Raw genomic sequence first — 21,202 nt, 5'->3', positions numbered from 1 at the left:
ACCTCATGCGCCTCGTCTTCGCCGGGACCCCGGATGCCGCCGTGCCCTCGTTGCGGCGCCTCGCCGACTCCGATCACGAGATCGCCGCCGTCGTGACCCGCTCCGACGCCCCCCTGGGCCGCAAGCGCGTGCTGACGCCGTCGCCCGTCGCACAGGCCGCGGCCGAGCTCGGCCTCGAGGTCATCAAGGCCGACCGCCTCGACGCCGCCACGACGGAGGCGATCGGCGCGCTCCAGCCGGACCTCGGCGTCATCGTCGCGTACGGGGGACTCGTGCGCGAGCCGCTGCTGTCGCTGCCCGCGCACGGCTGGATCAATCTGCACTTCTCGCTCCTGCCCCGGTGGCGCGGCGCCGCGCCCGTGCAGCGCGCGCTCATCGCGGGCGACGCCGAAACGGGCGCCGCCGTGTTCCAGCTCGTGCCCGAGCTCGACGCGGGCGATGTGTTCGACGAGCTGCGCATCCCGGTGCCCGACGGCGCGACGTCGGCCGACCTGCTCGCCGATCTGGCCGCGCGCGGGGCGGAGCTCGTCGCCGAGGTCGTCGACGGCATCGGCGCCGGCACGGCCTGCGCAACGCCCCAGCAGGGGGAACCGACGCTCGCCCCGAAGCTCACCCTCGACGACGGCCGCATCCGCTGGGACGAGCCGCGCGACGCGGTGCTCGCCCGCATCCGCGGCGTCACGCCCGAACCCGGGGCGCACACGACGCTGTCCGACGCGCGGCTCAAGGTGCTCGCGGTGGGCGCCGCGACCGGCGGCGAGGCACTGCGACCCGGTGAGATCAGGCTCGTCGGCCGCGCGGTGCACGCCGGCACTGGCACCGAGCCGATCGTGCTGGAGCGCGTGCAGCCCGCGGGCAAGGGCGCGATGGCCGCCGCCGACTGGTGGCGCGGGCTCCGCGTCGACGGATCGGTGGTCGCCCGGTGAGCGCCAGCGCCGCGCGCCAGGTCGCGTACGACGTGCTCCGGGCCGTCAACGAGTCCGACGCCTACGCCAACCTGCTGCTGCCGACCACCATCGACCGCGCGGGGCTCTCGACCGCGGACGCGGCACTCGCGACCGAGCTGACGTACGGCACGCTCCGACGCCGCGGCACCTACGACGCCGTCATCGCCCTGGCCGCCGATCGTCCCGCACAGGACATCGATCCGCCCGTCATCGACGCCCTGCGGCTCGGCGTGCACCAGCTGCTCTCCACCCGCGTCGCCTCGCACGCGGCGGTGCACGAGTCCGTCGAGCTGGCGCGGCCCGCGGGCCGAGGGGCGGCGGGCTTCGTGAACGCGGTGCTGCGGCGCGTCTCGCGCGACACGCCGGGGGACTGGATGACGCGGGTCGAGGAGTCGGCGCGCTCCGACGATGAGCGGCTCGGCCTCGTGTCGGCGCATCCCGTGTGGATCGTGCGCGCATTCCGGCGCGCTCTGGCGGCGGAGGGCCGCGCCGACGAGCTGGAAGCGCTGCTGACGGCCGACAACGCGTCGCCGCGCGTCACGATGGCGGCCCTGCCCGGCCTCGCCGAGCCGCCCGCCGACGCGCGACACACCCCGTTCTCCCCGCTCGGCTTCCGCCTGGGCGGGGGAGACCCGGAGTCGCTCGTCGCGGGCTCCGACGGCCGCGTCCGCGTGCAGGACGAGGGCTCGCAGCTCGCGGCACTCGCGCTGACGCGCGCCGAACCCGTCCGGGAGGGGGAACGCTGGCTCGACCTGTGCGCGGGGCCCGGCGGGAAGACCGCGGTCCTCGCGGCCGAGGCGCTCGCGGGCGGCGCGACGCTCGAGGCGAACGAGGTCTCGCCCGCGCGGGCCGGGTTGGTCCGACGTGCGATCGAGGGCGTTCCGCTCGACGTTCCCGTGTCGGAGGAGGACGGCCGCGTGCGCGCCGCCGACAACCCCGGTGCCTACGACCGCATCCTCGTCGACGCGCCCTGCACGGGCCTCGGGGCGCTGCGACGCCGGCCGGAGGCGCGGTGGCGCAAGTCGCCGGCCGACGTCCCGTCCCTGACCGAGCTGCAGACCGAGCTGCTGAGCGCCGCCGTCGTCGCGCTCAAGCCCGGCGGGATCGTCGCCTACGTGACGTGCTCGCCCCACCTGGCCGAGACGTCCGGCGTGATCGGGGAGATCCACCGCGCGTTCGGGGGCGCCGTCGAGGAGCTCGACACGCGCGCCGTCGTCACGGCGATCTCGACGACCGATCCGCGCCTGCCCGAGCAGGCCGACGGCTCGAAGCGCGCGCAGCTGTGGCCGCACCGGCACAACACCGACGCGATGTCGATCTCGCTCCTGCGCAAGCTCTGACCCGGGGCATCCCGTCCCGGGCACAACCGCGGAGATTCCGCTCGACACGCCGCCCCGTACCGGCGCGCCGCGCAATCCGCCCGCAGCTGTGCACGCCGGAGGAAACCCCCGGGCTACTCCACGAAGCGGATCGTCGCCGGGAGCGCCTCGAGCTCCGACCGCAAGGCGACCATGGCGGCCGGATGCGAGCGGGCGAGCTCGCGCCCGTCGACGAGGATCACGGCATCCGGAGGAGCCATCGCCGCCATGTCTCCCAGCACGACCAGCACGCGCTCGGCCGCAGCGTACCCCAGCTCGCCGTTCAGCCGGATGACGCGGCCCTCGTCCGTGTCGACGGCGTCGACGACGGGGTGGGAGATGCTCTCGTGCGGCTCGAGCAGATGCATGCCCATGCGGTCCGAGAGCGCCTCGACGATCGCCTGTCCGCGCACGCTGTTGCCGTGCTCGTCGAGCCGCGGGCTGAACGCGGCGACGCCGAACTGCGACGGCGCGACGGCCAGGACGCCACCGCTGACGCCGCTCTTGGCCGGCAGCCCGACACGCAGGAGCCATTCGCCGGAGAAGTCGTACATGCCGCAGCTCGACATGATCGACAGAACGTCGCGGGCGACGCGCTCGTCGACGACACGCTCGTCGGTGACGGGGTTGACGCCGCCGAAGGCGAGCGTCGACGCCATGACCGCGAGGTCGCGGACGGTCACGAGGATCGAGCATTGCCGGAAGTACGTCTCCACCGCGAGCTCGACGGGCGCCTCGATGATGCCGTAGGAGCGCATGAGGTGGGCGAGGGCGCGATTGCGGTCGCCCGTCGTCGACTCGGAGCGGTAGACGTCCTCGTCGACCCGCAGGCGCCGACCCGCGAATGCCGACAGCGTCGTGAGGATGCTCTCGGTGCGCTCGTCGACGTCAGCGCCCGACACCATGCCCGTCGTCGCGATGGCACCGGCGTTGACCATGGGGTTGGCGGGGCGCCCGCTGCCCTCCTCGAGGCTGATCGCGTTGAACGGCTCTCCGCTGGGCTCGGCACCGACACGCTCCAGCACGGCGGTCAGCCCGCGCTCGGCGAGCACGTGCGCGAGCACGAACGGCTTCGACATCGACTGGATCGTGAACTCGACCTCGTCGTCGCCGACCGATCGGATGCGCCCGCGCGGGCCCACGACGCCGAAGGCGAGCCGGTCGGGATCGACGGTCGCGAGCTCGGGGATGTACGAGGCGGGGGCGCCGCGATCGTCCCCTCGGATCTCGTCGAGCACGTCCTGCAGCACCGCCGTGATGGGATCCACGGCTCGACCATAATGGACGGATGACACCCCGCGACGAGGACGCCATCCGGATCAACCCCAGCATCCTCGCCGCGGATTTCGTGAACATGCAGGCCGAGCTCGCGCGCATCGCGGGCGCCGACTTCGTGCACGTCGACGTCATGGACAACCACTTCGTGCCCAACCTCACGTTCGGCACCCAGATGGTCGGGCGCATCCAGGCGACGAGCCCCGTGCCCCTCGACGTGCACCTCATGATCACGAACCCCGACCGCTGGGCTCCCGGCTACGCCGAGCTCGGCGCGGCATCCGTCACCTTCCACCTCGAAGCCGCGACCGAGCCGGTCGCCCTGGCCCGCCGCCTTCGGGCGATCGGTGCTCGCGCCGGCGTCGCGGTCAAGCCCGCGACCCCCGTCGAGGGGCTGTTCGACCTGCTCGACGACTTCGACCAGATCCTCGTCATGACCGTCGAGCCCGGCTTCGGCGGGCAGTCGTTCATGCCCGAGACGATGCCCAAGCTCCGCCGACTCGCCGACGAGGCCAAGCGCCGCGGGTCTTCGGTGTGGCTGCAGGTCGACGGCGGCATCGGCGAGTCGACGATCGCGCAGGCCGCCGAGGCGGGCGCCGACACCTTCGTCGCGGGATCCGCCGTGTTCGGTGCGGGGGATCCGGATGCCGCGATCCGGGGCCTGCGCGACATCGTCCGCGCCCATCACCACTGACCAGAGCGTCACGCGGCGCCGGAGCATCCCGCCCGCCCGGTACCCTGGCATGGTGAAGACGTTCGACGAGCTGTTCGCCGAGCTCTCCGCGAAAGCGGTCGAGCGGCCCGAGGGATCGGGTACCGTCGCCGAGCTCGATGCGGGTGTGCATTACATCGGCAAGAAGATCGTCGAGGAGGCCGCCGAGGTCTGGATGGCGGCCGAGTACGAGTCGACGGATGCCACGGCCGAGGAGGCCTCGCAGCTGCTGTACCACCTGCAGGTGCTGCTGATCTCGAAGGGCCTGTCGCTCGAGGATGTCTACCGACATCTCTGAGCGCCGCTCCGAGACCCCTGACGCCCAGACACCGAAAGCCCCGCTCATGCTGCGCATCGCCGTGCCCAACAAGGGCTCGCTCGCCGAGACCGCCTCCGACATGCTCCAGGAGGCCGGCTACGTCGGCCGCCGGGACCCCAAAGACCTCCACGTCATCGACCCCCAGAACGAGGTCGAGTTCTTCTACCTGCGCCCCAAGGACATCGCGACGTACGTCGGATCCGGCGCGCTGGACGTCGGCATCACGGGCCGCGACCTGCTGCTGGATGCCCGGATGCCGGGTGCCCGCGAGATCGAGTCGCTCGGGTTCGGCGGCTCGACCTTCCGCTTCGCCGGCCCTCCCGGACGCTTCTCGACCGTGGGCGACCTCGAGGGCCAGCGCGTCGCGACGGCCTATCCGGGCCTCGTCGACGCGTTCCTCGACGAGCACGGCGTCGCCGTCGACCTCGTGCCGCTCGACGGCGCGGTCGAGTCGGCCGTGCGCCTCGGCGTCGCCGACGCGGTCGCCGACGTCGTCTCGACCGGCACGACCCTCAAGCAGGCGGGACTCGAGATCTTCGGCCCGGTGCTCCTGGAGTCCGAGGCGGTCCTCATCGCCGCGCCGACCGAGGCCGACGGCACCGACACGCTCCTGCGCCGCCTCCGCGGCGTCATGGTCGCCCGTCGCTACGTGCTGATCGACTACGACCTGCCGGCCCACCTCGTCGACGAGGCCGTCAAGGTCGCGCCCGGCATCGAGTCGCCCACGATCTCGCCGCTGCGCGACCCGGAATGGGTCGCCGTGCGGGTCATGAGCCCGCGCAAGGGCGTCAACCAGGTCATGGACGCGCTGTACAAGATCGGCGCACGGGCCATCCTCGTGACCGCGATCCACAACGCGAGGCTCTGATGGCCCTCGTCTGCCGCGTCATCCCCTGCCTCGACGTCGCGGCCGGCCGCGTCGTGAAGGGCGTCAACTTCCAGAACCTCCGCGACATGGGCGACCCCGTCGAACTCGCGCGGCTCTACTTCGAGCAGGGCGCCGACGAGATCACGTTCCTCGACGTCACCGCGACGGTCGACGAGCGCTCGACGACCTACGACGTCGTGCGCCGCACCGCGGAAGAGGTCTTCATCCCGCTCACAGTCGGCGGGGGAGTGCGCTCCGCCGACGACGTCGCGCGCCTGCTGTCCGTCGGGGCCGACAAGATCGGCGTGAACTCCGCCGCGATCGCCCGCCCCGCCCTGCTCGACGAGATCGCCGACCGCTTCGGCGCACAGGTGCTCGTGCTGTCGCTCGACGTCAAGCGCTCCGCGGCGACCGACTCCGGCTTCGTCGTCACGACCCACGGCGGTCGCACCGAGACGACGCTCGATGCGCTCGCGTGGGCGCGCGAGGCGATCGAGCGCGGCGCCGGCGAGCTCCTGGTCAACTCGATCGACGCCGACGGCACGCGCGAGGGCTTCGACCTCGAGCTCGTCGGCCTGATGCGCGAGATCTCGAGCGTCCCCGTCATCGCCTCGGGCGGCGCGGGTGCCGTGGAGCATTTCGCGCCCGCCATCCGCGCGGGCGCCGACGCGGTGCTCGCGGCATCCGTCTTCCACTCCGGCCAGCTGACGGTGGGCGACGTGAAGTCGGCACTCGTGGGCGACGGGATCGACGTGCGCGAGACGGAGACGGCGAAATGAGCGAGACGGTCGAGGAGCGCGTGTCCCGCGTCGCCTTCAACGATCAGGGCCTGGTCGCCGCGATCGTGCAGCAGTGGGACTCCCGCGAGGTCCTGATGCTCGGGTGGATGGATGCCGAGGCCCTGCGCCGCACGCTCACGGAAGGCCGCGTGACCTTCTGGTCGCGGTCGCGCCAGGAGTACTGGCGCAAGGGCGACACATCGGGGCACATCCAGCTCGTGCGCGGCGCGCGCCTGGACTGCGACGGCGACGCGATCCTCCTCGAGGTCGAGCAGATCGGCCCCGCGTGCCACACGGGCACGCGCACGTGCTTCGACGCCGACGACCTCGAGCCCGTCCGCGGGCCCGAGCGATGACGGCCCGCGCGCGCCTCCTCGCCGTCGCCGCGACCGTCCTCGCAGGCGCACTCGGCGTCATCTCGTCGACGCAGACCTGGCTCACCGTGATCCTCGCCGACGGCGCGGAGCACGCGCTGCCGGTGCCCGGCGCCTCGGCGATCCCCGTGCTCGCGCCGCTCAGCCTCGCCGTGCTCGCGCTCGGCGGCGCCCTGTCGATCGTCGGCCTCGTGCTGCGCTACGTGTTCGGCGCGCTCACCGTGATCATCGCCGTCGTGCTCGGCTTCCTCACTGCACAGGTCGCCTTCGCCCCGCCCATCGCCGCCGTCACCGCGACCGTGACGACCGCGACCGGCATCACGGGCGCGGAGGCCGTCGCGGCGCTCGTGCTGCGCATCGAGACGACGGCATGGCCGTATGCGGCCCTCGCCGGCTGGGTCGTGCTGCTCGCCGCGGGCCTGTTCACCCTCGCGACGGGGCGCCGCTGGCGGGGGAGCAGCAGGCGATATCAGAAGGATGCCGCCACCGCTGCGACGGGCGGGTCCGCGGCATCCCGCCCGCACGACGCCATCGACTCGTGGGACGACCTGTCGCGCGGCGACGACCCGACCGCCCGCTAGACTGGCCAGGCCCGCAGCAACACGGAGGAGATCCATGAGCAACCCCATCGGCGACCCTGGCCACGGACACTCGCCGGCAGCCTGGACGGCCGTGATCATCATGCTCGTCGCGGTCACCATCGGCACGTTCTTCTTCTTCCTGGACGTGCCCGCACTGGTCTGGGCGTCCGCGGTGCTGCTCGTCATCGGCCTCATCGTCGGCTGGATCATGGCCAAGGTCGGCTACGGCGTCAACGGCCCGAAGTACAAGGCGAAAGAGCACTGAGCATGCTCGCCGACCTCACGGCCGGCGCGGTGGAGGATGCCGAGGCGCGCGCTTCCGAGCGCCCGCTCGCGGCCGTCGAGGCAGCCGCCCTGGCACAGGCTCCCGCGCGCGATGCCCTCGCGGCTCTGGCTCCCCGAGACAGCGTCAAGATCATCGCCGAGGTCAAGCGGGCGAGCCCCTCGCGCGGCGACCTCGCCGCGATCCCGGACCCCGCCCTGCAGGCGCGCCTCTACGAGCAGGGCGGCGCCTCGGCGATCTCCGTCCTCACCGAGGGCCGCAAGTTCAAGGGCAGCCTCGCCGACCTCGAGGCCGTCAAGGCCGCCGTCTCGCTGCCCGTCCTGCGCAAGGACTTCATCGCGACCGAGTACCAGGTGCTCGAGGCGCGCGCCTCGGGCGCCGACCTCGTGCTCCTCATCGTCGCGGCGCTCGAGCAGGACGTCCTGGCGCGGCTGCACGCGCTGACGCTCGAACTGGGCATGACGCCGCTCGTCGAGACGCACTCCGCCGAAGAGGTCGAGCGCGCCGCCGACGTCGGCGCACGCCTCGTCGGCGTCAACGCCCGCGACCTGTCGACGTTCGCGCTCGACCGCGACCTGTTCGGCCGTCTGGCCGACCGCATCCCCGCGGGCACGATCAAGATCGCCGAGTCCGCCGTGCTCGTCCCCGCCGACGTCGCCCACTATCGCGCTGCGGGCGCGGATGTCGTGCTCATCGGCGAGGCCCTCGTGACGGGCGACCCCGTCGCGACGCTCGGCGCGTTCCTGGAGGCAGGCGCATGACCACCACGAAGCTCCGCGAGGCCAAGGGCCCGTTCTTCGGCGAGTTCGGCGGGCGCTACATGCCCGAGTCGCTCATCGCCGCGATCGACGAGCTGACCGCCGTCTACGAGGACGCGATCGTCGACCCGGCCTTCCAGGCCGAGTTCGCCGGCCTCCTGCACTCGTACGCGGGCCGGCCGTCGGTGCTCACCGAGGTGCCCCGCTTCGCGGCGCACGCCGGCGGAGCGCGCGTCTTCCTCAAGAGGGAAGACCTCAACCACACCGGATCGCACAAGATCAACAACGTGCTCGGCCAGGCGCTGCTCACGAAGCGGCTCGGCAAGACGCGCGTCATCGCCGAGACGGGCGCGGGCCAGCACGGCGTCGCGACGGCGACGGCGGCGGCCTTGTTCGGCTTCGAGTGCACGATCTACATGGGCGAGGTCGACACCGAGCGCCAGGCACTCAACGTCGCGCGCATGCGCCTGCTCGGCGCCGAGGTCATCCCGGTCAAGACGGGCTCGCGCACCCTCAAGGACGCGATCAACGACGCCTATCGCGACTGGGTCGCGACGGTCGAGAACACGAACTACATCTTCGGCACGGCCGCGGGTCCGCATCCGTTCCCCGCGATGGTGCGCGACTTCCAGAAGGTCATCGGCGAGGAGGCGCGCGCGCAGCTGCTCGACGAGCTCGGAAAGCTCCCGGATGCCGTCATCGCGTGCGTCGGCGGCGGCTCGAACGCGATCGGCATGTTCGACGCGTTCCTCGACGACGACGGCGTCAAGCTCTACGGCGTCGAGGCGGCCGGCGACGGCGTCGACACACCCCGCCACGCGGCCTCGATCGAGCGCGGCCGGCCCGGCGTGCTGCACGGCGCCAAGACCTTCGTCCTGCAGGACGAGGACGGCCAGACGATCGAGTCGCACTCGATCTCGGCGGGCCTGGACTACCCGGGCGTCGGCCCCGAGCACTCGTGGCTCGCCTCGATCGGGCGGGCCGAGTACATCCCGGCGACCGACGACGAGGCGATGCAGGCGCTGCGCCTGCTCTCCGAGACGGAGGGCATCATCCCCGCCATCGAGTCCGCGCACGCCCTCGCGGGTGCGCTGCGCATCGGCCGCGAGCTCGGCCCCAACGCCGTGCTCGCCGTGTGCCTCTCGGGCCGCGGCGACAAGGACATGGACACCGCTGCGCAGTACTTCGGTCTCTACGACGGCGCCGAGCCGGTCGCCGAGCCGACGACCGACGACGCCGCCAAGGGCGAAGGGACGAAGCTGTGAGCTCGCGTGTCGCCGCCGCCATCGAGGCGGCCCGCGCCGACGGGCGGGGCGCCTTCGTCGGCTACCTTCCGCTCGGCTTCCCCGACCTCGAGACGAGCATCGAGGCGGCCGTGACGCTCGCCGAGAACGGCGCCGACGTGCTCGAGCTCGGTCCGCCCTACTCCGACCCGGTCATGGACGGCGTCGTCATCCAGGAGGCGACGCAGGCCGCTCTGGCCGCGGGCTTCCGCATGCGCGACACCTTCACGGCCGTGCGCGAGATCACGCGCCGCGTCGATGTGCCGGTGCTCGTCATGACGTACTGGAACCCCGTCGTGCAGTACGGCGTCGACCGCTACGCCGACGACCTCGCCGCGGCTGGCGGCGCGGGGCTCATCACCCCCGACATCACGCCCGAGGCCGCGGGGGAGTGGATCGCCGCGAGCATCCGCACGGGCCTGGATCGCGTCTTCCTGGCGGCGCCGACCTCGACCGACGAGCGCCTCGACCTCATCGTGCGCAACTCCACGGGATTCGTCTACACGGTCTCGACGATGGGCATCACGGGCGAACGCGCGCAGCTGGATGCCGCGGCCCGCACCCTCGTCGCACGACTGCGCGAGCACGGGGTCGACCACGCGTGCGTCGGCATCGGCATCTCCAACGCCGAGCAGGTCTCCGGCGTCCTCGACTACGCCGACGGTGCGATCGTCGGCACGGCGCTCGTCCGCGCTCTGCGCGACGGGGGCCTCGACGGCCTCGCCGAGACGGCTCGCGCGCTCGCGGCGGGCACGGGCCGCGCCGCTTAGACTTCCACAGTCGGCCCGTCGCCGGCGAACCCTCTTCGAAGGACCAGCATGATCCGCGCCGCAATCGACGTCGTCACCAGCATCCCGAGCCCTCCCGTGAGCTCCTTCACGATCCAGCTCTTCTCGTGGACGCTGACGATCCACTACTACGCGCTGTGCATCATCGCGGGCATCATCGTCGCGGTCTTCATGACCAACCGGCGTCTCACCAAGCGCGGCGCCGAGCCGTGGGTCGTGATCGACATCGCGCTGATCGCCGTGCCTCTGGCCATCATCGCGGCGCGCATCTACCACGTGCTCACGCACTACAGCTTCTATTTCGGCCCGGGCTCGCGGCCGTGGTCGTTCCTCTACATCTGGGAGGGCGGCATCGCGATCTACGGCGCCCTCATCGGCGGAGCGATCGGCGCCTGGCTCGGCTGCCGGTGGACCGGCATCCGGTTCACGGCGTTCGCCGACGCGCTCGCCCCGGGCCTCCTGCTCGCGCAGGCGCTCGGCCGATTCGGCAACTGGTTCAACCAGGAGCTCTTCGGTCTGCCGACCGACCTGCCGTGGGGCCTCGAGATCGACAGCGACAACGCCGCGTTCCCGCCCGGACTCGCCCCCGGGACCCTGTTCCACCCGACGTTCCTCTACGAGGTCATCTGGAACACGCTCGGCGTCATCGTGCTCATCTGGGCAGGCCGGAAGTTCACGCTGCAGTGGGGGCGCCTGTTCGGCCTCTACCTCGTCTGGTACAGCGCAGGGCGCATCGTGTGGGAGTCGATCCGCATCGACCCGAGCGACGTCTACCTCGGTCTGCGCACCAATGTCTGGGCCGCCATCATCGGCGTCGTGCTCGGTCTGATCGTCATCTTCTGGCAGAAGCGGCGCCACCCCGGCCTCGAGCCGTCGCCATACGTGCCCGGTCGCGAGTGGAAGGGCAAGGGGGCTGTACAATCGCAGGAGACCGCAGACTTCGTCGATGTGAGTGAACCACCGGCGGAGCGGGTCGAATCGGGCAGCGCCACAAGCTCAGTCGCCTCGAAGTAATCGCATTCCACCAGTGCTCTTCAGCTAGAACCCGGGCCGACGTCGTCCCATTGTCAGCATCAACGTGAGGACGGTTGGTATGGCATCGAGCCCCCGTCACAGCGCCGGCCAGCCAGGCATGAGCGCTTTCCCGCCCAAGCAGGGAATGTACAACCCTGCATTCGAAAAGGACGCCTGCGGTCTCGCCATGGTGGCGACACTGCGCGGCGAGCCCGGGCATGACATCATCGCGCTCGCCCTCACGGCGCTGCGCAACCTCGAGCACCGCGGGGCCATCGGGTCCGACGCGGGCACCGGCGACGGTGCGGGCATTCTCACGCAGATGCCCGACGCCTTCCTGCGTGCCGTCGTCGGCTTCGAGCTGCCGCCGGTCGGCGAGTACGCGGCGGGTCTCGTCTTCCTGCCGCGCGACGCCGAGGCGCGCGCGGCGCAGAAGGCCGGCATCGAGAAGATCGCGGCGAGCGAGAACCTCGTCGTGCTCGGGTGGCGCGACGTGCCCACCGACGACGCGCACCTCGGCAAGCTCGCCCACGCGGCGCAGCCCGCCTTCGAGCAGCTGTTCGTGTCGCGGCCGGCGGTCGGCTCCGAGCCGGCGCTGTCGGGCATCGCGCTCGACCGCCGCGTGTACCGCCTGCGCAAGCGCGCCGGCCGCGAGCTCGACGCGTACTTCGTGTCGCTCTCCAGCCGCACGCTCGGCTACAAGGGCATGGTCACGACCCTCCAGCTCGAGCCGTTCTACCCCGACCTGTCCGACGAGCGCTTCATGTCGGAGCTCGCCGTCGTGCACTCGCGGTACTCGACGAACACGTTCCCGTCGTGGCCGCTCGCGCAGCCGCTGCGCATGCTCGCCCACAACGGCGAGATCAACACCGTCAACGGCAACCGCAACTGGATGCGGGCGCGCCAGTCGCAGCTCGAGTCCGAGCTGCTGGGCGACCTCGACCCGCTGCTGCCCATCTGCACGCCGGGTGCGAGCGACTCCGCGTCGTTCGACGAGGTGCTCGAGCTGCTCACGCTGACGGGCCGCAGCCTGCCGCACGCGATCATGATGATGGTGCCCGAGGCGTACGAGAAGCAGGTCGGCATCGACCCGACGCTGCGCGCCTTCTACGACTACCACGCGATGCAGATGGAGCCGTGGGACGGCCCCGCCGCGCTCATCTTCACCGACGGGACGCTCGTCGGCGCGACGCTCGACCGCAACGGCCTGCGCCCGGGCCGCTGGACCGAGACGACCGACGGACTCATCGTCATCGGCAGCGAGACCGGCGTGCTCGACTTCGAGCCCGAGCGCATCAAGCGCCGCGGGCGCCTGCGCCCGGGCCGCATGTTCCTCGTCGACACGGCCCAGGGCCGCATCATCGAGGACGACGAGATCAAGACGCAGCTCGCGCAGCTCGAACCGTGGAAGGAGTGGCTCGACGCGGGCCGCGTGCGGCTTGCCGACCTTCCCGAGCGCGAGCACATCGTGCACCCGATCGCGTCGATTACGCGCCGCCAGCGCACGTTCGGCTACACCGAGGAGGAGGTGCGCATCCTCCTGACGCCCATGGGCCAGAACGGTGCGGAGCCCCTCGGCGCGATGGGCAGCGACACGCCCGTCGCCGTCCTGAGCGACCGCCCGCGGCTGCTCTTCGACTACTTCACGCAGCAGTTCGCGCAGGTGACCAACCCGCCGCTCGACTCGATCCGCGAAGAGGTCGTCACGTCGCTCGCGCTGGGCCTCGGCCCCGAGCGCAACCTGCTGTCGTGGGGTCCCGACCACGCACGCAACGTCACGCTCGACTTCCCCGTGATCGACAACGACGAGCTCGCGAAGATCCAGCACATCGACACGGCGCTGCCGGGCCGCACGTCTGTCACGATCCGCGGCCTGTACCGCGTCGAGGCCGGCCACAAGGGCATGCAGAAGCGCCTCGCCCAGATGTGCCAGGAGGTCGACCAGGCCATCGAGGACGGCGCCGAGTTCATCGTCCTGAGCGACCGCGACTCCAACAAGGACCTCGCGCCCATCCCGTCGCTGCTCATGCTCGCGGCCGTGCATCACCACCTCATCCGCAAGCAGACCCGCATGAAGTGCGGTCTCGTGGTCGAGGCGGGCGACGTGCGCGAAGTGCACCACGTCGCGACGCTCATCGGATACGGGGCATCCGCCGTCAATCCCTACCTCGCGATGGAGACGGTCGAGTACCTCGTCCGCGCCGGCTACATCAGCGGCATCGCCCCCGAGAAGGCCGTCAAGAACCTGATCTACGCGCTCGGCAAGGGCGTGCTGAAGATCATGTCGAAGATGGGCATCTCGACCGTGTCGTCGTATGCCGGCGCGCAGGTCTTCGAGGCGATCGGCCTGTCCGAGGAGTTCGTCGCGAAGTACTTCACCGGCACCGAGACGAAGCTCGGAGGAGTGGGGCTCGACGTCGTCGCGGCCGAGAACGCCGCGCGGCACGCGTACGCGTATCCCGAGGATGCCGCGGTCCGCGCCCATGAGCGGCTCTGGACCGGCGGGGAGTACCAGTGGCGCCGCGACGGGTCGCCGCACCTCTTCAACCCCGAGACGGTCTTCCGCCTGCAGCACTCGACGCGCACGCGCCGGTACGACATCTTCCGCGAGTACACGAAGCTCGTCGACGATCAGGCGAGCGAGCTGAAGACGCTCCGCGGCCTGTTCAAGCTGCGCACGGGCCGGCGCCAGGCGGTGCCCCTCGACGAGGTCGAGCCGGTCTCCTCGATCGTCAAGCGCTTCTCGACGGGTGCCATGAGCTACGGCTCGATCTCGCGCGAGGCGCACGAGACGCTCGCGATCGCGATGAACCGCATCGGCGGCAAGTCGAACACGGGCGAGGGCGGTGAGGACGTCGACCGGCTCCTCGACCCCGAGCGCCGCAGCTCGATCAAGCAGGTCGCGTCGGGCCGCTTCGGCGTCACGAGCCTGTACCTCACCGAGGCCGACGACATCCAGATCAAGCTCGCGCAGGGCGCCAAGCCCGGCGAGGGCGGTCAGCTGCCGCCGACGAAGGTGTACCCGTGGGTCGCGCGCACGCGGCACGCGACGGCCGGCGTCGGGCTCATCTCGCCGCCGCCGCACCACGACATCTACTCGATCGAAGACCTCAAGCAGCTCATCTTCGACCTCAAGCGAGCTAATCCGGGCGCGCGTGTGCACGTCAAGCTCGTGAGCCAGTCGGGCATCGGCGCGGTCGCGGCGGGCACGGCGAAGGCCCTGGCCGACGTCATCCTGGTCTCGGGTCACGACGGCGGCACGGGCGCGAGCCCGCTGAACTCGCTCAAGCACGCGGGCACGCCGTGGGAGCTCGGCCTCGCCGAGACCCAGCAGACGCTCATGCTCAACGGCATGCGCGACCGCGTGGTCGTGCAGGTCGACGGCCAGCTCAAGACCGGCCGCGACGTCATCATCGGCGCTCTGCTCGGCGCCGAGGAGTTCGGCTTCGCGACGGCGCCGCTCGTCGTCTCGGGCTGCATCATGATGCGCGTCTGCCACCTCGACACCTGCCCCGTCGGCGTCGCGACGCAGAACCCCGTGCTCCGCTCGCGCTTCAACGGCAAGCCCGAGTTCGTGGTGAACTTCATGGAGTTCATCGCCGAAGAGGTGCGCGAGTACCTCGCAGAGCTGGGCTTCCGCTCGCTCGACGAGGCGATCGGCCACGTCGAGCTGCTCGACGTGAACGGCGCCGTCGACCACTGGAAGGCGAACGGCCTCGACCTGACGCCCGTGCTCGAAGGCCCCGCCTTCGCCGACGACGAGCCGCGCCGCAATGCGCGCGGGCAGAAGCACGAGCTGGAGGAGCACTTCGACGTGCAGCTCATCGAGCGCGCGCAGGACGTCGTGGCGCACGGCGGCCACATCGAGATCGACCTCCCGATCCGCAACACGGAGCGGGCGGTCGGCACGATGCTCGGCCATCACGTCACCCGCGCCCACGGCCAGAACGGCCTTCCGTCGGGCTCGATCGTCGTCAACCTCACCGGCTCGGCGGGCCAGTCGTTCGGCGCGTTCATGCCCGCCGGCATCACGCTGCGCCTCGAGGGCGATTCGAACGACTACGTCGGCAAGGGACTGTCCGGCGGGCAGATCGTCATCCGTCCGCCGCGCGGCGCGAACTTCGACGCCTCGCAGAACGTCATCGCCGGCAACGTCATCGGCTACGGCGCGACGCAGGGCACGATGTTCCTGAGCGGCGTCGTGGGCGAGCGCTTCTTCGTGCGCAACTCGGGTGCGACCGCCGTCGTCGAAGGTGTCGGCGACCACGCGCTGGAGTACATGACCGGCGGCCTCGCGATCATCCTCGGCAGGACGGGCCGCAACCTCGGCGCCGGCATGTCGGGCGGCACCGCGTACGTCCACAAGCTCGACCGCGATCTCGTGAACCGCGAGGCCCTCGCCAGCGGCGAGCTCGTCCTCGAGGAGATGGGATCCGGGGATGCCGAGATCCTCCGCGACCTGCTCGAGCAGCACGTCGCGGAGACGGGCTCCGCTCTCGCCCAGTCGTTCCTCGACGACTTCGACAACGCACTGGACGACTTCGTCCGCGTGCTCCCACGCGACTACGCCGCAGTCCTGCAGACCCGCCAGGAGGCGGTCGCGCAGGGACTCGACCCCGACGGCGACGTCGTCTGGAACCGCATCCTGGAGGTGACGGGTGGCTGACCCGAAAGGCTTTCTGAAGGTCACCGAGCGCGAGCTTCCCGCTCGCCGTCCGGTGCCCGTCCGCATCCTCGACTGGAAAGAGGTGTACGAGCCGGGCGACTCGGCCGTGCTCCGCCGGCAGGCCGGTCGCTGCATGGACTGCGGTGTGCCGTTCTGCCACAAGGGCTGCCCGCTGGGCAACCTCATCCCGGAGTGGAACGACCTGACCTGGCGCGGCGAGGGCCGCGCCGCGATCGAGCGCCTGCACGCGACGAACAACTTCCCGGAGTTCACCGGGCGCCTGTGCCCCGCGCCGTGCGAGAGCGCGTGCGTGCTCGGCATCAACCAGCCCGCCGTCACGATCAAGCAGATCGAGGTCTCGATCATCGACGACGCGTTCGGCAACGGCTGGGTCGAGCCCGAGCCGCCGGGGCGCCTGACGGGCAAGACCGTCGCGGTCGTCGGCTCCGGTCCCGCGGGACTCGCGGCGGCGCAGCAGCTCACGCGTGCGGGCCACACGGTGGCGGTCTTCGAGCGCGACGACCGCATCGGCGGCCTCCTGCGCTACGGCATCCCCGACTTCAAGATGGAGAAGAAGCACCTCGAGGCGCGACTTCGCCAGATGCAAGACGAGGGCACGAAGTTCCGCGCCGGCGTCGAGGTCGGCAAGGACCTCTCGTGGAGCGACCTGCGGTCGCGCTACGACGCCGTCGTGATCGCGACCGGCGCCACGGTGCCCCGCGACCTGCCGATCCCCGGCCGCGACCTCGCGGGCGTGCACTACGCGATGGAGTACCTCGTCGAGTCCAACCGCGCGACCGCGGGCGACTCGGTGCCCAACCAGATCACGGCCGAGGGCAAGCATGTCGTCGTGATCGGCGGCGGCGACACCGGCGCCGACTGCATCGGCACGGCCCACCGCCAGGGCGCCCTGAGCGTCACCAACCTCGCGATCGGCAAGCGCCCCCCGGGCGACCGCCCCGACCACCAGCCGTGGCCCATGACGCCGACGCTGTTCGAGGTGCAGTCCGCGCACGAGGAAGGCGGCGAGCGGTCGTACCTCGCGTCGACCGTCGAGTTCGTCAAGAACGACGCGGGCGAGGTCCGCGCCATCCGCGTCGCCGAGACGGAGTACACCGCCGACGGCCGCCGCGTGCCCAAGAGCGGCACCGAGCGCGACATCCCGGCCGACCTCGTCCTCATCGCGATGGGCTTCACGGGTCCCGAGCGGACGCTCCTGGAAGAGCAGCTCGGCACGCAGTTCACCGGTCGCGGCATCCTCCAGCGCGAAGACGACTTCGCCACGACGGTGCAGGGCGTCTACGTCGCCGGCGACGCCGGCCGCGGCCAGTCGCTCATCGTGTGGGCGATCGCCGAGGGCCGCGCCGCGGCCGCGCAGGTCGACGCGTACCTCATGGGGCACACATCGCTGCCGTCGCCCGTCCGGGCGTCCGATGTCGCGATCGGCCTCCAGCCCGCGTAGGCTGGCTGAGGTCGATTCCGACCGCTTTCCCGACAAATTCCCTCCCACGGAGCTATTACGGATGAGACGCGCCAAGATCGTCGCAACCCTCGGCCCCGCAACCTCGACGTACGAGATGGTCCGCGCGATCATCGAGGCCGGCGTCGACGTCGCGCGGTTCAACCTGAGTCACGGCGATTACTCCGTGCACGAGAACAACTTCGCCAACGTCCGGAAGGCCGCTGACGACGCGGGCCGCCCGGTCGCCATCCTCGTCGATCTGCAGGGCCCCAAGATCCGCCTCGGCAAGTTCGAGAACGGGCCGCACGAGCTCGCCGTCGGCGACATCTTCAAGATCACGACGGACGACATCCTCGGCACCAAGGAGATCGTCTCGACGACCTTCAAGGGGCTGCCGCAGGACGTCAAGCCCGGCGACTTCCTCCTCATCGACGACGGCAAGGTCCGCGTCGAGGTCGTCGAGACCGACGGCACGGTCGTCACCACCAAGGTGATCGTCGCCGGCCCCGTCTCCAACAACAAGGGCATCAACCTGCCCGGCGTCGCGGTCAACGTGCCCGCGCTGTCGGAGAAGGACGAGGCCGACCTCCGCTGGGGCCTGCGCATCGGCGCCGACCTCATCGCGCTGTCGTTCGTACGCGACGCGAAGGACGTCCAGCGCGTGCACGTCATCATGGCCGAGGAGGGACGCCACGTCCCCGTCATCGCCAAGATCGAGAAGCCGCAGGCCGTCGACAATCTCGAGGAGATCATCGACGCGTTCGACGGCATCATGGTCGCCCGCGGCGACCTGGGCGTCGAGCTGCCGCTGGAGGCCGTGCCGATCGTGCAGAAGCGCGCCGTCGAGCTGTGCCGCCGCATGGCCAAGCCCGTCATCGTCGCGACGCAGATGCTCGAGTCGATGATCGAGAACCCGGTCCCCACGCGCGCCGAGACGAGCGACGTCGCCAACGCCGTCCTCGACGGCGCCGATGCGGTCATGCTGTCGGGCGAGACGAGCGTCGGCAAGTACCCCGTCGTCGTCGTCGAGACGATGGCCCGCATCGTCGAGTCGACCGAGGACCACGGCCTCGAGCGCATCCTGCCCCTCACGGCCAAGCCGCGCACGCAGGGCGGCGCCATCACGCTCGCCGCCGTCGAGGTCGCCGACTTCGTCGAGGCGAAGTACCTGTGCCTGTTCACCGAGTCGGGTGACACGGCGCGGCGCATGTCGCGCATCCGCTCCAAGATCCCCATGATCGCGTTCACGCCCGAGCCGGCGATCCGCCGCCGCATGGCGCTCACGTGGGGCGTGCGCTCGACGCTCGTCGAGCACGTGCCGCACACCGACCGCATGTTCATCCAGGTCGACGACTACCTGCTCGCCAACGACCTCGCGAAGGTCGGAGACAAGGTCGTCGTGATCTCGGGATCCCCTCCCGGGATCATCGGGTCGACCAACGACATCCGCGTCCACAAGGTGGGCGACGCCGTCCACGGGGCGGCCCCGATCTACCGCCAGTAGAGCCGTTCACCCGGCTCAGGTGAGGCCCGCGCCCCTCTCGGGGTGCGGGCCTCTATGCTGGGGCCACTCTCTCGAAAGGACGGTGACACCGGTGTTCTTCTGGTGGCTCCTGTGGGCGTTCTACTTCTTCGCCTACCTCTATGTGATCATCTTCGTCATCCGCGACCTCTTCCGCGACGACAAGGCAAACGGCTGGATCAAGGCGCTCTGGATCATCCTGCTCGTCTTCGTGCCGTTCCTGACGGGCATCATCTACGTCATCGTCAACGGCAAGGGCATCGCCGAGCGCGAGTACCAGGCGCGGTCGCGCACGGTCGCCGAGTACGACGACTACCGCCCCGCCGCCTCCGCGAGCCCTGCCGACGACATCGCGCGCGCGAAGGCGCTGCTCGACGCCGGCACGATCTCGCAGGGCGAGTACGAGGCGCTCAAGAGCAAGGCTCTCGGCAACCAGTACTACGGCGCGTAGACGACCGCATCACGAGGAGCGGCGCGGAGCAGATGCTCCGCGCCGCTCCTCTGTTTCGGACGGATCGTCCTGCCGCTGTGGATATCCTTCCGGACCGGGATCCGGAGGTGTATCGTCCCCTCCGGTCGCCATGGTGGCGACCGTGGTCGCCGATGGAGGCGACAGTGAGGGGACCCGATGACCCAGAACAGCTCCCAGGTCGTGCCCGACGGCCAGAGGGATGCGGGCGGACACAACCTGCAGGAAGGCGGCGTGAGCGCCGCCGGCTCGATCGTGATGGCCGTGGCGGGCAGTGCACCCGCCTATTCGATCGCGGCCACGACCGCGACACTCGTGGGCGTCGCAGGCCTCGGCGCCCCCGCCGCGCTCCTGTGGTGCGGCATCCCGATGCTCGGCATCGCCTGGGCATTCCTGTACCTCGGACGCGCCGACGTCAACGCCGGCGCCGCCTACTCGTGGGTCGCCCGCGCGCTGCACCCGGCGCTCGGCTTCCTGTCCGGCTGGGCGCTGGTCATCTCGGCGACGATCTTCATGGTCGCCGGCGCGCTGCCGGCCGGAGCGATGACGGTGTCGCTCTTCGCCCCCGAGCAGGCCGACAACGTGCCCCTGATCACGTTCGTCGGAGCGATCTGGTTCGTCATCATGGCGGCGTGCGTCTACTTCGGCGTGAGCATCACCGCTCGTGCCCAGTGGATCATGTCGTGCATCGAGGTCGGCATCCTCGTCGTCTTCGCGGCCCTCGCGCTCTTCCGCGCGGGCACCACGGCGCACGACGGGCCGGACTTCTCGTGGGACTGGCTGGGCTTCCAGCACCTCACAGGCCCCGGCGTCTTCGTCGGAGCGGCCCTCATCGCCGCCTTCTACTACTGGGGCTGGGATGTCTCGTCGAACCTCAATGAGGAGACGAAGGACGGCCACAAGTCGGCCGGTGCCGCGGGCCTCATCGGCGTCGGCATCGTCTTCGTGCTGTTCGAGGTCTTCACGATCGCGACGCTCATCATGCTGTCGCAGCAGGAGATCGAGGACAACAGCGCCAACATCCTGTCGGTGCTCGGCGATGTCATCTGGCCCGGGATCGGCGGCAAGATCCTGATCATCGCGGTGGCCCTCTCGACGATCGCCACACTCGAGACGACGCTCATCCAGGTCACGAGGACCCTCTTCGCGATGGGTCGCGACCACACGATCCCGCGCGTCTTCGGTCGCGTCCACCCCCGCTGGAAGACTCCGACGTTCGCGACGCTCGTCATCCTCGGCGTGTCGCTCGTGCTGTTCGTCGGATCGAACTTCCTCGGCAGCGTCGGCGACATCATGGAGAACGCCATCCTGTCGATCGGCCTGCAGATCGCGTTCTACTACACCCTCGCCGGCGTCGCCGTCGTGGTGGCCTACCGCAGGGTGCTGTTCCAATCGACCAAGAACTTCATCCTCATCGGGCTGTGGCCGGCAGCGGGCGCGATCTTCATGGGGTGGGCGTTCTTCGCGTCGATCCCGCAGAACGATCCGATCGTGAACTGGCTCGGCATCGGGCTCATCGTGCTCGGCGTCGTGCCGCTCGTGCTGTTCTACCGCAAGGCGAAGGTGTACTACTCGCGGCGCCCGCTCGAGCTGCCGGCCGAGCTCGACAAGAAGGCACCGGTCGACGTCGACCTGCGCTCGCCCGAGCAGGTCGAGACGCTGCCCGACCCGAACACGCAGGTCATCAAGACCGTCGACGACTGAACCGGAAGGGGAGTGGATGCCTCAGCCGAGGCATCCACTC

At 70.7% G+C, this 21,202-nt stretch carries 19 protein-coding genes; 18 read left to right on the top strand and 1 reads right to left on the bottom strand.

All coding sequences use genetic code 11. The annotated features are described in order from the left end of the window. Positions 1 to 5: 5 nt before the first annotated feature. Both fmt and ACH3VR_RS05515 read left to right on the top strand, forming a co-directional pair. Positions 6 to 926 (top strand): methionyl-tRNA formyltransferase, encoded by a 921-nt coding sequence (fmt, locus tag ACH3VR_RS05520; RefSeq protein WP_396639767.1) that lies wholly within the window; start codon positions 6 to 8, stop codon positions 924 to 926. Continuing rightward, the gene (locus tag ACH3VR_RS05515) at positions 923 to 2,287 is read left to right on the top strand and encodes an RsmB/NOP family class I SAM-dependent RNA methyltransferase (RefSeq protein ID WP_396639766.1); all 1,365 of its coding nucleotides are present in this window, start codon (positions 923 to 925) and stop codon (positions 2,285 to 2,287) included. Before fmt ends, ACH3VR_RS05515 begins: the two co-directional genes overlap by 4 nt. Positions 2,288 to 2,400: 113 nt before the next feature. Here ACH3VR_RS05515 and glsA read toward each other — a convergent pair whose 3' ends face one another. Next, the gene (glsA, locus tag ACH3VR_RS05510) at positions 2,401 to 3,573 is read right to left on the bottom strand and encodes a glutaminase A (RefSeq protein ID WP_396639765.1); all 1,173 of its coding nucleotides are present in this window, start codon (positions 3,571 to 3,573) and stop codon (positions 2,401 to 2,403) included. 20 nt (positions 3,574 to 3,593) lie between these two features. Here glsA and rpe point away from each other — a divergent pair, with 20 nt between their 5' ends. From rpe to ACH3VR_RS05430, 16 genes are all read left to right on the top strand, one after another. Then, positions 3,594 to 4,274 (top strand): ribulose-phosphate 3-epimerase, encoded by a 681-nt coding sequence (rpe, locus tag ACH3VR_RS05505; protein ID WP_396639764.1) that lies wholly within the window; start codon positions 3,594 to 3,596, stop codon positions 4,272 to 4,274. 52 nt (positions 4,275 to 4,326) lie between these two features. Beyond that, positions 4,327 to 4,590 (top strand): phosphoribosyl-ATP diphosphatase, encoded by a 264-nt coding sequence (locus ACH3VR_RS05500; protein WP_345802511.1) that lies wholly within the window; start codon positions 4,327 to 4,329, stop codon positions 4,588 to 4,590. 46 nt (positions 4,591 to 4,636) lie between these two features. After that, positions 4,637 to 5,479, top strand: coding sequence for an ATP phosphoribosyltransferase (hisG, locus tag ACH3VR_RS05495; RefSeq protein ID WP_396639763.1), 843 nt, complete (start codon positions 4,637 to 4,639; stop codon positions 5,477 to 5,479). Next, a complete protein-coding gene (hisF, locus tag ACH3VR_RS05490; protein ID WP_396639762.1) occupies positions 5,479 to 6,258 on the top strand; it encodes an imidazole glycerol phosphate synthase subunit HisF in 780 nt (259 codons plus the stop codon). Before hisG ends, hisF begins: the two co-directional genes overlap by 1 nt. Beyond that, a complete protein-coding gene (gene hisI, locus ACH3VR_RS05485) occupies positions 6,255 to 6,614 on the top strand; it encodes a phosphoribosyl-AMP cyclohydrolase (protein ID WP_396639761.1) in 360 nt (119 codons plus the stop codon). The genes hisF and hisI overlap by 4 nt, the downstream gene beginning before the upstream one ends. Further along, entirely contained in the window at positions 6,611 to 7,213 is a 603-nt protein-coding gene (locus ACH3VR_RS05480; protein ID WP_396639760.1) for a Trp biosynthesis-associated membrane protein, read from the top strand. Before hisI ends, ACH3VR_RS05480 begins: the two co-directional genes overlap by 4 nt. A 34-nt stretch (positions 7,214 to 7,247) precedes the next feature. Beyond that, complete coding sequence (locus tag ACH3VR_RS05475) at positions 7,248 to 7,478, top strand: DUF6704 family protein (RefSeq protein WP_396639759.1); 231 nt, start codon at positions 7,248 to 7,250, stop codon at positions 7,476 to 7,478. 2 nt (positions 7,479 to 7,480) lie between these two features. Then, positions 7,481 to 8,257, top strand: coding sequence for an indole-3-glycerol phosphate synthase TrpC (trpC, locus tag ACH3VR_RS05470; RefSeq protein ID WP_396639758.1), 777 nt, complete (start codon positions 7,481 to 7,483; stop codon positions 8,255 to 8,257). Continuing rightward, a complete protein-coding gene (gene trpB, locus ACH3VR_RS05465) occupies positions 8,254 to 9,519 on the top strand; it encodes a tryptophan synthase subunit beta (protein ID WP_396639757.1) in 1,266 nt (421 codons plus the stop codon). Before trpC ends, trpB begins: the two co-directional genes overlap by 4 nt. Beyond that, a complete protein-coding gene (gene trpA / locus ACH3VR_RS05460) occupies positions 9,516 to 10,307 on the top strand; it encodes a tryptophan synthase subunit alpha (RefSeq protein WP_396639756.1) in 792 nt (263 codons plus the stop codon). The genes trpB and trpA overlap by 4 nt, the downstream gene beginning before the upstream one ends. Before the next feature lie 48 nt (positions 10,308 to 10,355). After that, the gene (gene lgt, locus ACH3VR_RS05455; RefSeq protein WP_396639755.1) at positions 10,356 to 11,339 is read left to right on the top strand and encodes a prolipoprotein diacylglyceryl transferase; all 984 of its coding nucleotides are present in this window, start codon (positions 10,356 to 10,358) and stop codon (positions 11,337 to 11,339) included. A 79-nt stretch (positions 11,340 to 11,418) separates the two neighbouring features. Then, positions 11,419 to 16,005 carry a glutamate synthase large subunit gene (gene gltB, locus ACH3VR_RS05450; RefSeq protein WP_396639754.1) on the top strand — a complete coding sequence of 1,529 codons (4,587 nt, stop codon included), beginning with the start codon at positions 11,419 to 11,421 and terminating at the stop codon, positions 16,003 to 16,005. Further along, positions 15,998 to 17,467: a glutamate synthase subunit beta gene (locus tag ACH3VR_RS05445; protein WP_396639753.1), complete on the top strand. Its 1,470-nt coding sequence runs from the start codon at positions 15,998 to 16,000 to the stop codon at positions 17,465 to 17,467. Before gltB ends, ACH3VR_RS05445 begins: the two co-directional genes overlap by 8 nt. Positions 17,468 to 17,528: 61 nt before the next feature. Next, positions 17,529 to 18,971, top strand: a complete 1,443-nt coding sequence (gene pyk / locus ACH3VR_RS05440) for a pyruvate kinase (protein ID WP_396639752.1) — start codon at positions 17,529 to 17,531, stop codon at positions 18,969 to 18,971. Between the two features lie 82 nt (positions 18,972 to 19,053). After that, positions 19,054 to 19,440: a PLDc N-terminal domain-containing protein gene (locus ACH3VR_RS05435; protein WP_396639751.1), complete on the top strand. Its 387-nt coding sequence runs from the start codon at positions 19,054 to 19,056 to the stop codon at positions 19,438 to 19,440. A 177-nt stretch (positions 19,441 to 19,617) separates the two neighbouring features. Continuing rightward, entirely contained in the window at positions 19,618 to 21,162 is a 1,545-nt protein-coding gene (locus ACH3VR_RS05430) for an APC family permease (protein ID WP_396639750.1), read from the top strand. The last annotated feature ends 40 nt before the right edge of the window (positions 21,163 to 21,202 follow it).

Source organism: Microbacterium alkaliflavum, from assembly GCF_044325405.1.
Classification (GTDB): Bacteria; Actinomycetota; Actinomycetes; order Actinomycetales; family Microbacteriaceae; genus Microbacterium; species Microbacterium alkaliflavum.
The sequence above is the reverse complement of the archived record's forward strand: the minus strand, read 5'-3'. Positions and strand labels throughout refer to the sequence as shown.